The organism is Desulfatitalea alkaliphila, from assembly GCF_022968795.1.
GTDB classification, from domain to species: Bacteria; Desulfobacterota; Desulfobacteria; order Desulfobacterales; family Desulfosarcinaceae; genus Desulfatitalea; species Desulfatitalea alkaliphila.
The window spans coordinates 112,863-124,968 of sequence record NZ_JALJRB010000002.1 but is presented as its reverse complement, the minus strand read 5'-3'; the positions used below and the strand labels follow the sequence as shown (position 1 = coordinate 124,968).

General features: G+C 68.6%; 9 protein-coding genes. All 9 read right to left on the bottom strand.

Annotation, left to right across the window (positions count from 1 at the left end):
* Positions 1-43 precede the first annotated feature (43 nt).
* The 9 genes from MRX98_RS02480 to MRX98_RS02440 all read right to left on the bottom strand — a co-directional run bounded on the left by MRX98_RS02480 (position 44) and on the right by MRX98_RS02440 (position 12,094).
* Entirely contained in the window at positions 44-706 is a 663-nt protein-coding gene (locus tag MRX98_RS02480; RefSeq protein ID WP_246902736.1) for a histidine phosphatase family protein, read from the bottom strand.
* Positions 703-1,845, bottom strand: coding sequence for a DVU_1551 family NTP transferase (locus tag MRX98_RS02475; RefSeq protein WP_246902735.1), 1,143 nt, complete (start codon positions 1,843-1,845; stop codon positions 703-705). Before MRX98_RS02475 ends, MRX98_RS02480 begins: the two co-directional genes overlap by 4 nt.
* A 5-nt stretch (positions 1,846-1,850) precedes the next feature.
* Complete coding sequence (locus MRX98_RS22130; RefSeq protein WP_246902733.1) at positions 1,851-2,918, bottom strand: XdhC family aldehyde oxidoreductase maturation factor; 1,068 nt, start codon at positions 2,916-2,918, stop codon at positions 1,851-1,853.
* Positions 2,919-2,930: 12 nt separating this feature from the next.
* Positions 2,931-4,268: a DVU_1553 family AMP-dependent CoA ligase gene (locus MRX98_RS02465; RefSeq protein WP_246902731.1), complete on the bottom strand. Its 1,338-nt coding sequence runs from the start codon at positions 4,266-4,268 to the stop codon at positions 2,931-2,933.
* Complete coding sequence (trsS, locus tag MRX98_RS02460; protein ID WP_246902729.1) at positions 4,265-5,641, bottom strand: radical SAM (seleno)protein TrsS; 1,377 nt, start codon at positions 5,639-5,641, stop codon at positions 4,265-4,267. The genes MRX98_RS02465 and trsS overlap by 4 nt, the downstream gene beginning before the upstream one ends.
* Positions 5,638-6,072, bottom strand: a complete 435-nt coding sequence (locus MRX98_RS02455; RefSeq protein WP_246902727.1) for a DVU_1555 family C-GCAxxG-C-C protein — start codon at positions 6,070-6,072, stop codon at positions 5,638-5,640. The genes trsS and MRX98_RS02455 overlap by 4 nt, the downstream gene beginning before the upstream one ends.
* A 1-nt stretch (position 6,073) precedes the next feature.
* Complete coding sequence (trsM, locus tag MRX98_RS02450; RefSeq protein WP_246902725.1) at positions 6,074-6,772, bottom strand: DVU_1556 family methyltransferase; 699 nt, start codon at positions 6,770-6,772, stop codon at positions 6,074-6,076.
* Positions 6,772-9,300, bottom strand: coding sequence for a pyridine nucleotide-disulfide oxidoreductase/dicluster-binding protein (locus tag MRX98_RS02445; RefSeq protein WP_246902723.1), 2,529 nt, complete (start codon positions 9,298-9,300; stop codon positions 6,772-6,774). Before MRX98_RS02445 ends, trsM begins: the two co-directional genes overlap by 1 nt.
* A 70-nt stretch (positions 9,301-9,370) precedes the next feature.
* Positions 9,371-12,094 (bottom strand): molybdopterin-dependent aldehyde oxidoreductase, encoded by a 2,724-nt coding sequence (locus tag MRX98_RS02440; protein WP_246902721.1) that lies wholly within the window; start codon positions 12,092-12,094, stop codon positions 9,371-9,373.
* Positions 12,095-12,106: the final 12 nt, after the last annotated feature.

The window sequence follows — 12,106 nt, the reverse complement described above, 5'->3', positions numbered from 1 at the left end:
CCGGAAATGGATGCAGGGTCGATAGCACACGCCAAGGGTTATGTCAATTTTGAACCAACCGATGGCCTGAATCCAGGCAGGGAGGGGGAATGTTGACGGATTGTACCCGGTAACTGTCGGCCCGCGCCAGGACGACACTCAAGCCGCCGGGGTCCTGGCCAATGCGAAAAAGGTGGGCCAAGGGCAGGCCCAGCAAGTGGCACAGCAGCACCCGAAGTACCCCCGCATGGCCCACCAGGGCGATGTCGCCGCGGGTCTCGGCGACGATGCGGGTAAAGGTGGGCACCACGCGCTCGCGCAGATCCTGGAACGACTCGCCGCCGGGCGGCCGATGGGCGGCCGGGTCTCGGCCGCGTTCGGCATAGGCGATGGGATCGCGCTGTCGCACTTCCGCGAAGGGAAGGCCCTCCCATTCGCCCAGGTGCACCTCCCGCAGGGCGCCAAGGGGGTGGATGGACAAGGGGTGATCGGCGAAGACGATCGCGGCGGTGTGGCGGGCGCGCTGCAGATCGCTGCAATAAACGGCGCTCAGGGCGATGGTGCGGAACCAGTACCGCCACCGGTGCGCCTGCTGAATGCCCTCGGGCGAAAGGGGCGGATCTGCTTGCCCCAGGTACCGCTTGCCGCCGGAGGCTTGGACCGGCGCGCAGTGGCGCAACAGATAAAGGGTGCGCACCGTTGGGCCATTGGCGGCGTCGGCGGTCATCCGGGCTGTTCGCCTTTTAACGGCAGGTCGGCCGTCAAGGCGGCCACCGGGCGGCCGATGCACCGTTCCACGGTGGCCAGAAGGGCCTCGGCGGCCTGCCGGCGCGATGCGATGGCCTTCGCGATCCGGGGATCGTTGCCGTATTTGGCCATCTTGCGTTCGAAGCGGGTGTGCAGGTCGGCGGGACGGTCGCCCACCACCAATTTGTCCGCCAGAAAAAGTACCGCCGCTTCGTCCGGCGTCGCGGCATCCGCCACGGGCGGATCCATGTGCACGGCCACCATGGCGGCCGGCCGGGGATAGCCCAGGTCCGCCAGCAGTCGGGCGCCGGCAGCGGCGTGATGGGGTGCTTGGCGGGCGATATCGTGCACCAGGGCGGCGGAGCGCACCAGGTCGGCATCCAGATCCACCCCGGCGGCCTGCAGGGCATCGGCGATGGCGCCGGCCACCGCGGCCACCGCCCGGCAGTGGCGCCACACAGCCGGCGGCACCTGTTCAACGCGGGTCATGAGCACGCGGCAGGCATCGGCGGAGGGTCGGTCATCCCGTTCCAGGCGTTGCGTCAGCATGCGAAGGTCCGCCGGGGTGTCCAGATCGAGCAGGATGCCTTCGTCCGCCACGGCCACTTCCCGCCACGGCCCGGTCCACGATTGCCAGAAGGCGCGCAAGCCCCCTTCTCCCGGCCATGCCAGCAAATCGGCCCCCAGGGCGGCCGGGATCAAGACCGGGTGGCCCCGCCGGCCGTCGTAGCAAGGGTGGCAAACCGCGCCGCGTTGATCATGGAAGCTGCGGGCCAGGGCGCCGACCGTCGACGGCCGCACCAGGGGGATGTCCACCGGATGGACGAAAAAGGCGCGCGCGTCCACCGGCAGGGCCCCAAGGCCGGCCTGGAGGGAGGTGTACATGCCGGCCCGCCACTGCCCATTGTGGATGCAACGCAGCGGCAGATGGGTCAGGGCGGTGCACAGGGCATCGCTGTTGCAGCCGGTGACCACGATGATGTCCTTCAGACCCGCGGCGGCATACAGTTGCACCACCCGCTCCACCACCGTGGTTGCGCCCAGGTGCAGCAACGGTTTGAAACGGCCCATGCGCCGGGATTCGCCGGCGGCCAGGATGATGGCGCTCACGCCGTCCATGGCGTTCACTCCTCCCCGTTCGGGTGTGCCGTGGGTCGACGTCGGGCGGTGATCATTTCCGCCACGATGCTCACGGCGATTTCCGTAGGTGTCTCGGCGGCGATCTCCAGGCCGATGGGGCAGTGGACCCTGTCCAGGTCGGTCGCCGCAACGCCCTGTTCCAGCAGCCGGCCATAGATGGCGTCCCGTTTGCGCCGGCTGCCGATCATGCCGATGTAGCCGGCCGGGGTGCGCAAGGCCTGGGCGAGCACCGCCTGGTCGTGGAGGTGGCCGCGGGTGACGATGATGATGAAGGTGTGGCGGTCCACGGGCAGATTCCGGAAAAGGTTCGCGAAGTCGGGCACCACCGCCACCCGGTGCGCATCGGGAAAGCGGTGTTGGTTGGCGAAGGCCGCCCGGTCGTCCAGCACCGTGACCTGGAAATCCACCAGGGCGGCCAGATGGGCGGTGGGTTGGGCCACGTGGCCGGCGCCCACCACGATGGCCCGCCAGGGCGGCCGGATCGGCTCCAGGAGCAGCTCGCCGTCCTGCATCGTCAGGGTGGTCATGGCGCCGGCCGCCGCCGCGGCACGGCGTGCCTCTTGCAGCACCGCGTCGTCCACGGGCAGTGTGCCGTGGACCCGACCGTCGTGCGCCACCAGGGCATGATGGATTTGGCTCACCTGCTCGCCCCGCCGTCGGATCAAGGTGATGAAAAGGGCCGACCGCGCCTTCGGGTCCCATTGCGCGCGGCGCTGAAACACAGCGATGGTTTCGGGCGTCGGCCGCAAAGGATCGTAGAGCACTTCGAGGCCGCCGCCGCAGATCAGGTCCATGGCGGCCGCGTCGGTGCTGTCCAGATCGAAACGCTCGATGCAGGCCGGCGCGTCGGGCAGCATGGCACGGGCGCGGTCGACAACACGGGCTTCCAGCAGCCCGCCGCCGATGGTGCCGTGAAAACGGCCGTCCGGTGCCACCACCATGCGGGTGCCGGCTTTACGGGGCGTGGCGCCCTGTTGACGGATGATGGTGGCCAGGACAACCGGTTCGCCACGGTTGAGGTATTGGAAAACGGTTTCGACGATGGATGTCACGATGGTCGCTCCTTAAACCCGCAGGTCTTGGATGGTGCGCTTGGCCGTCGCCGCGCGCGGCGACGGCCACTGGGCCACGCTGATTCGCGGCGCTGTCATGACGCCGCCGGCAAGGGCGGCGCGGACGGCTGGGATACCCGTCAATGCCGCGGCGGCGCTGTGGCCGTCGGGCGGCGGGAGGCCCGCTGCCGCGTACAGCCGGATGCGCAGCTGGTCGCCCTCTTTGAAACGGGTCAGGGCGGCATCGAAATCGACCACGCCGGGCAGATCGAAAAGGACATTGTCCAAGTCGGTCAAGGTCAGCCGAATACCGTCGGCAAGGCGAACGGCCGCCTGGCGCCGCCCCTGCACCCAGCCCATGCGCCGCAGCACGGTGCCGCAGGGACAGGGCGTGTCGCGCCAGGCCGCCAGATCGCCGGTACGGTACCGGATCAGGGGCATGGCCCGGGGCGTCAGGGTGCTGAACACCACTTCCCCGGTGCGACCCGGCCCCAGGGGGCCGCCGGTGACCGGATCGACGATTTCAAACAGCAGATCGCTTTCCCGCAGGTGGTAGCCGTCGTGCGCGCTGCAGGAGACGGCGCCACCGTAGCCCATCTCGGTCATGCCATAGTGCTGGAACACTTCGCAACCCCAAATGCGCCGGATCTCACGGACCACGGGCGGCGGAACGTGGTCCGTGGTCAGCAGCACGCTCAGCGGGGTGCCGGCGGGCAGGCGCGCGCCTTGCGGGTGCCGCGCCAAGGCCAGCACCTGGACCGGGACACCCACCAGGGCATCGATGCCCTGGTCGCGGATGGTGGCCAAGGTGGCTTCCGGATCGGTCACCGGGCCATGCACAATGCCGCCGATGTCCATGGCGGCCAGGGCCCGACGCAGCAAATCCCCCACGCTGTCGGGCCGTTCGCCGGGCAGCAGGATCAGCACCTTGCGGCCGGGCGGAACCAGGGTCGCCATGCCGTATCGGAAAAAGGCGATGGTGTCGGCCAGGTCCGCTGCACTGAAATGGAGCCGCTTGGGCGTGCCGCTGGTGCCCGAGGTGTGCAACGTCACCACGCGTGCCACTTCAGCGCGGCGCGCCGCCAGAAATTGCAAGGGGTCCTCCTGCAGGTCCTTTGCGGTGGTTAAGGGCAGTCGGGGCATTTGATCCAGTCGCTCGATGCGCGGGGGCACCCCTTGCCAGCGGCGGCGGTAAAACGGACTGTGACGCGCGGCCAAGGCCAGGACCGCGTTGAGCCGTTGCAGCTGGGCGGCCGCCAGCCGTTGCGGGGTGGGCCGCTGCCCGCGGGCCAGACCGATGCGGCCTGCGATCCAGGGTTCCAGGGGGGTGGTGCGGGGCAAAGGTCTCATGGGCGGTGGAGGGGCCGGCCGTCGGCGGCGGTCAGGTTGTAGAGGCAAAAGGGCACCAGGCGGCCGTCGGGTGCCATGATGTGAATGCAGCACTGCTGCACCCGTTCCAGGTCCAAATTCCACACATCCTGGAAAACCATGGCCGACACCGAAAAGGTGCGTTCCCGAGCCGTTGCCAGAAAGGCGTCCAGGTCGCCGGCATGCCCATGGCAACGGCCTTGCCCTTCGGACGTGCAGCCGCAGGCGGTTGGTGCGGCGGCCGGTGGGGCGGCCCACTGCCGGGCGACCGCGGCGATGGCCCTGGCCGCCCCCTCTTCGGCCCGGATGGGCGGCGGCGTGGCGACCGGAGGGGCGGCCATAAGCGGCCGGGGCCGGCCGTCGGCGGCGATGAGATACTGGGCGTGGCACGAGCAGAAGGAGTGCTCGCATCCCGGTGGGCGGAAGTGGTCCACCCGGAAAAGGCACGCGGTTGCGTGCTCCATGAGGCGCATCAGTTGGGGCAGGGTGAGCCGCTGTTCATCGGTGGGTGCGCCGGGGTGGCGGCCGAAGTAGCTGATGGGCTGGAAATGGACCCCGCGCACGGTGGGGTGCCACCGCAGGGCGGTTTCCAGGATGGTGCCCACGGCATGGGTGTTCACCCCCGGCACCAGGGTGGGCACCAGCACCACCCCCAGTCCGGCCCGTGCACAGGCCGCCACGGCCGCCTGCTTTTCCGCCCACAGCGGGCGCCCGCGCAGGGTGCGGTACACTGTGTCGTCAACCCCGTCGAACTGCAGGAAAATCGAACCGGCACCGGCTGCCTTGAGTGTTTCGGCATAGCCCGGTTCGCGGGCCAGCCGCAGGCCGTTGGTGTTGATCTGGATGAAGGGCAGGCCCGATTGCCGCCCGAGGGCCACCAGTTCGGGCAGGTCGTCGCGCAGGGTGGGTTCGCCCCCGGAGAGTTGGATGTTGGCGCCGGGTCCGAACCGGCGGGCCAGCCGGTACCAGGTGGCGATGCGCTCCACAGGCGGGTCCGCGCCGTCCGGCCCCGAGGCGGCGTAGCAGATCGGGCAGCCCAGGTCGCAGCGCGGCGTCACCTCCAGGAGAATGGTGCAGGAGCGCTGGCGATGTTCAGGGCAGAGACCGCAGTCGAAGGGGCAGCCGTGTTCCACCGGGTGTCCGGGCGTGGCCGGGTGCGTCGGGATTTTCGGCCGCCGCCAGCCGGCCATTTCCGGGAGACCTTGCCAGATCAGGGCGGCAAAGGCGCCGTGATCCGGGCACTGTTTCTCCAGATAGATGCCGCGGTCCCGGTGCACCCGCCGCGCCGGCAAGTGCTTCAGGCAGACGGGGCAGAGACTGGCGGTGGCGCCGTTATCGGCTGCGCCACCGTTCATGCCCACAATCCGTGCGCTGCCAGGATGGAAACCACCTGGTCATAGGTGTCGCTGACCAGCAGCGCGCATCCTTGTCGGGCCGCGGCCGGTCCGCCGGGCCCCACCAGGTCATCGCAGGCCATGGGGCCGGTGTCTTGACCCGTCCGTGCCGCGAACCAGTCGGTCCATTCATTGAGCATCAGCGGCAGCCGATCGGAGGGTTGGTCGGCATCGGGCGTAGCGGCGGAAAAAAAGGCCAGCAGGCAGGCGCCGCCGCTCAGGGCGCCGCAGGTGCCGCGGCCCGAGCCGCCGCCGTAGGCCAAGCCGGCCATGGCCCGCACCAGTCCGGGGTTGGTTGCGGATGTACCGCCCAAGGCCAGCAGGAAAAGGATCTGGCCGCAGCTGTAGCCTTGCTGTCCCCAACGCATGAACTGCACCATGCGGTCATTCATGTCACCATCTTCCCTTTCTGGCCACCAGGAGAAAATAGCCCGGTCGGAATCCGCCCGGGCCGCCGCAGCCCGCTTGCCGGAGGGCCGCCAGGGAGCCGCAGTGCCATACCAGCTCGGCCGCCAGCTGTCGCAACAAAGGGCTGTGATCCTCGAAGAGGTAGACCCGGAAGCCGGCTTCGACGATCCGCGCCTGTACCGCGGGGCCGTTCAGGGCGCCGGCCACACAGCCCTGCAGAGCGCCGCCCGGCGGCGGTCCGATGCCGTTCCGCCGATAGAGGTCGGACACCACGAGCCAACCGCCCGGCGCCAGCGCCCGGTGCCATTCGGCGAGCACCGCCGGCGCGACAGGCAGCAGGCTCAGCACGCACTCCGCGAAGAGGGCCGCCAGGGCCCCATTGTCAAACGGCAAGGCGCCGGCGCGGCCCCTGATCAGGCAAGCGGCGCCGCAGCGGCGGCGCGCCTCGTCCAGCATCGCCGGGGTGCAATCGAGGCCCATGGCCGCCAGTCGGTAATGGCGGCGAAGGTGGTCCACCGTGGCCCCCGGGCCGCATCCCACATCCAGCACCCGCGCTCCGGGCGCCATTTTGCAAAAGGAGACCGCCCGGTCGGTCAGGGCAAGCCCACCGGGGCGCAAGGCCGGACCGGCCACCGTCCGCAGGGCGTCGGATTGGTAAAAAGGGACCGCTTGGGAAAGGGCCATCACTTGTCCTCCAGAATGCTTTCCACCTCGGCCATTTTGCCCAGCGCCAGGGTTTCGGACACCAACGCCCGGCCGCAGTGCAGGCAACTCGGCATCCGGGTGGTGAAACGGTTGTCCAGGTATTCCACGGTCACTTCTCCCGCCGCCAAAGGCGTATCACAGGCCGCGCAGCGCCAATCCATGCCTTCCATGGGGATGTCGGCGGGGGTGCCTTGCGACGTCGCCGCTGCAACGTCGGCCACCACCATGCGGTGACTGTAGGCGCCGAACACCGCATGGCCTTGGTCGCGGCGCGCATACGACACCCAATAGGTGGCGTGGCCGAGGCGCGCGGCCGTCAGCAGGCGGCCGTCCTTCGGGTGGCGGAACCAGGGGCCGTCCGTTGCGGCGCGGGCGATCACCTGTTGCACTTCGTCGATGAGAATACGGCGCTCCTCCAGTGTCGCCTGGACCGCAGGGGCCATGGTCAGCGGGATGCGGCGGTGCGGCGGGTCGGCCGGCGGCGTTTCGCCCCACAATCGCTCGAGCAGGTCCGCCTTGAGCCGGGCACGGTTCTCGCGGCGCCGGGACCACCCCGGCCGCGGTCGGGCCGCCGCATCGGTGCCATCGGGAAAGAACAGGTCCAGCAGGTGCAGGCTGCGCTTGCCCACGGCGGCCAGCCGGTCGCGGCACATGGCGCAATAGGCCAGGTAATCCTGTTCGCTCATGGCTGCGCGCCGTTCCGTAACGGTGCGGGCGATGGCCGGGTTGGCGTTGTCCATCAGGCCGCCGAAGCCGCAGCATTCGGTCAGCGCCCCGGACAGCGGCAATTCCGTGATCGCAACCCCCAGCGCCGCCAGCAGGCCGCGCACCGCTTGCTGCACGGCCGGCTGGTCCCGCGTGGTGCACGGATCGTGAATGGCCAGGGGGCCGCCGCCGGGGGGGCATGATGCGGCCGGTTCGGGCAGGGCGGCCAATGTTTGCCACAAGGATTCAATGGGCGCTTCGGGCCAGAAATCGCGGAACATGCGGTGGCAGGTGCTGCAGGCCAGGAGGATGCGGGGCCGCCCGATGGCCGCCCACTCCCCGCGCCAGCGGTCCAGCACCGCATCCCGCTCGGCCCGGCGGCCCGCCCAGTGGGCCGGGGTGCCGCAACAGCCCAAGGCCAAGCCCACGCCGCCGGCCAGATGGGCCCGCAGGTGGTCGTAGAGGCGCGCCACCTGCTCCGGTGCCGATGCGCAGAGCTGACAGCCGGGAAACAGCAGATGGGTGCTTTGCGCGGCGTCCGGGGCGTGGCGCACCATGAAAAAGGCGTCGCCCTGGCTGAAGGCCATGTCCGCCAGGGCGAAGGCATGGGCCGAAGGGGGCATCTTACCGCTGTCCACCATGGCCTGCCGCGCGTTGAGACAAAGGGTCTGCATGGCGAACCCTTCGGGACAGACCGCCTCGCACAGGCCGCAAAGGCTGCAGGCGTTGATCAAACGATTGGCCGAGTGGTTCCCCATGACGATGGCCGCGTTGTTGTAGATCTCCCTGGCGTATTTGCGCGGATAGGCCCCGAAGGTCTCCAGGTAGGGGCACACCCGCACACAGGCGAGGCACTCGCACTGCAGACAGCGCCGGGATTCGGCCATCGCCTCGTCGGCGTCATAGCCCTGACGTGGGTCCCGCGCCGCCACCGGCGGCGCGGGGACGACTTGATCCACGGGGGTGTGGAGCCGGGTGGACAGGGGCCCTTCCCGTTCGCGTCCCGCCGTCAGCGAGACCTGCTGCAGGAAGCGGTCGATGGCGGTCGCGGCCCAACGCCCGTGGGCGGCGCGCAGGATGGTGCTCGACCCTGTTCCGCCGGCGAACACACCGGGCACCCGGGTGGTGTGGGCCTTGGGGGCGAACGCCGCGGTTCCGTCGGGACCGCTTTCCAGATCCAGCGCGGGACGGGGCAGCACCGCAAGATCCACGAACAGGGCATCGCAACCCTGTTGCAGTTCCTCCAGCAAGGCGCGCGGCGGGTCGGCGGCCATGGTTTGAAAGGTCACGCCCCAGCCGGCCATCGAGGACAAGGTGGTTTCAAGCAGGGACGGGGTGAGCCGATGATCGTGGCGCTCTGTAAGGCGTTCGCCCGGTTCCCGGCCGGGGGCATGGAGCGTGACCGCATACCCTTTGCGGCACAGGTCCCAGGCCGCCGCCAGCGCACTCCAGTCGTCGCCCAGCACGGCCACGCGTTTTCCCTTGCGGGGAAGGGCCGGCGGGGCCGGATAGGTGTTGTCGGCCTGCGTGGCGCAGGCCCGCTCCAAGGCGCCGATGCGGATGGCGCCGCCGAGGGGGTTGCGTTTGCAGTGGGCCTCGCAGGGCGCGTCGCACACCCGCGCCAGCAAACCGGCCAGGGGCAGGGCGCGGTGCAGCAGCTGCCAGCCGGCGTTCCAGTTGCCTGCACGCAGGTGGCCGATCAAGCCGCGCACGTCCAGGTGCAGGGGGCAAGCCGCCGTGCACTCGGACGGTTCCTCTTGAATACAGCGCGCCTCCCATTGACGCAGTTCCCTCTGGTCCATGGGGCTGTCCTCGCATCCAGAGACAGCGCCGGCGGGGCCCTGCGGTCCCGCCGGCGCAAGGGGTGGTGCCTCAGCCGTTCATGGCCGCCAGCACCTTGTCGGGCAGTGCCGGCAGATGGCGCACACGGGCGCCGCAGGCGTTGTCGATGGCGTTGATCACCGCCACATGGGAGGCGGTCAGCGGCAACTCACCCACCCCGGCGGCGCCGAAGGGGCCGTGCTCCCGCGGCGTTTCCACATAGATCAGGTCGATCCGGTCCGGAATCATCTTGGCGTAGGGCAGGCCGCAGGCGCGCAGGGAGGTGTGTTTCTTCAAATCTTCGAAATCCTCGCTGAGGGCCAGGCCGATGCCCTGGGCGATGCCGCCGTACATCTGGCCGTCCACCACCAAGCGGTTGTTGATGCTGCCCACATCGGCCACGGCGGTGAATTTTTCCACACTGGTTTTGCCGGTGGCGACCTCCACGGCCACCTCGGCCATGAACATGCCGTACATGTAGACCGAGAAGGGCGCGCCCTGGGCGGTTTGCAGATCGCAGTTGGTGCAGACGGAAGCGGTCCACTTGCCGGAGTAGCGCAACGCCATGTTTTCGGCCACCATCTCATCGTAGCTGCGATAGGTGCCGTCGGGTTTGCGCATGGCGGCCAGCAGCATCTCGCAGCCGTTCTTGATGGCGTTGCCGGTGACCACCTGCTGGCGGCTGCCGCCCGACGGTCCGCTGTTGGGGGTCAACGCCGTGTCGTTCATCACCAGGTGGATCTTTTCGGGTGCCAGGCCCAGCGGGGCCAGCGCCTTGTGGGCCGTGCCCAGGGCCCCCATGTCGGCGCCCTGTCCGTGGTCTTCCCAGCTGCAATAGAGGGTGATGGTGTTGTCCGCGTTGAGCTCCACGCTGATGTCCGAACTGTCGGCCCCGTCCAGCCCGCAGCCGTAGATGCCCAGAGAGATGCCCACGCCGCGCTTCACGTCGGCGGTGCTTTCCGCCGCGGCCTTTTCCCGTGCGGCTTTGTACAGGGGGCGCAGTTTGTCCACCATTTCGGGAAAGGAGAACACCTCCGGTTCCTGGCCGGTGGGGGTGGTGTCGCCGGGCCGGTAAACATTGCGCGCCCGCAACTCCAGAGGATCGATGCCGGTCTTGGCGGCCAGCTCGTCCATCAGGCTTTCGCCGGCGAAGAAGCTCTGGGGGGAGCCGTAGGCCCGGAAGGCCGACCCCCAGGCGTGGTTGGTGCAGACCGTGCGACCCAGGCCGCGGATGTTGGCGATGCCGTAGCCGGCACCGATGAACTGGGCGCCACGCAGGGTGAGCAAGTCGCCGAACTCGGAATAGGGCCCGTGATCCACCGACCAATCGCTTTCCATGGCCACGATCTTGCCGTCGGCATCGGCGCCCAGTTTGAGCTTCATCCAGAAGGGGGAACGTTTGCCGGTGTAAGTGATGTGCTGGTGGTAGTCGTAGCGCAGGTAGACCGGCCGCTGGGTGGCCAGGCAGGCCACGCCCAGCAGGGCTTCCATGGTGGGACTGAATTTGTAGCCGAAGGTGCCGCCGGTCGGATTCTGCACCAGTCGCAGCTTGTCCGGCGCCACCCCGATGCCCGGCGCGATCATGGCGTGGTGCAGATGGATGCCGATGCTCTTGGAGTGAATGGTCAGCCGCTGCGCCTCATCGAAATAGGCCAGCCCCACATCGGTTTCCATGGTCAGGTGGGGTTGGCGTTGCAGGTAGTACTCCCCTTCCACCGTGTGGGCCGCCGACTGCATCAAGGGCGCCGTGTCTTCACCTTTGACCACCGGAATCTCGAAGTAGACATTGGGCGTGCCGGGATGGATCTCCATGGCATCTTCGGCCATGGCCGCCGGCGCGCTCATGTAGGCCGGCAGCTCTTCCAGCTCGACCTTCACCTTTTCCGCCGCCCGCCGCGCCTGGTATTCGTTTTCGGCACAGACGATGGCGATGGCGTCGCCGTACTGAAACACCTTTTCGTCGCACAAAATGGGTCGGTCCCAGCCATCGCCCTTGTTGGTGGGGAAGGTGATCAGACCCGTGATGCGGTTCTTGCCCTTCACATCCTTGGCCGTCACCACTTTGACCACGCCCGGCATCTTTTCGGCTTCGCCGGTGTCGATCCCCTTGATCAGGGCGTGGGAGACCTCGGCCTGCACCAGGGCCAGAAAGAGGGTGTCGGGCGGCATCTTCAGGCCCAGGTCGGCCCCGTAATCAAGGGTGCCGGTGACTTTGGCAACGGCGCTCGGCCGCGGGTAGTTGCCGCCCCAGATGCTGCCGTCGGCCGGCATTTTGAACAGCAACTCCTCGGCCGCCATTTCGCCCCGCAGCACCTTGGCCGCATCCATCACGGCATCCACCAGCTGCTTGTAGCCGGTGCAGCGGCAGGCGTTGCGATGGGTCTGGAACCAGTCGCGCACCGCCTCGCGGGTGGGATCGGGGTTTTCGTCCAGCAGGGCCTTGACCGACACGATGAACCCCGGTGTGCAGAAGCCGCACTGGGCGCCGCCATGGGCGATCCATGCCAGCTGGATGGGATGCAAATTTTCCGGATCGCCGATCCCCTCCACGGTGATTACCGCGGCGCCGTCGGGCACCTTGGCCATCTTGGTGACGCACGAGCGCACCAGCTTGTCGTCCAGGAGCACATTGCAGCAACCGCACTGGGCCTGGCCGCAGCCGATCTTGGTGCCCGTCAGGCCCATTTGCTCGCGCAGCACGTTGGCCAGGCTCTGATCGGCATCGGCGATCACTTCCCGAACCACGCCGTTGATCTTCAGTTTGCGTTTCAGCATGATCGTTTCTCC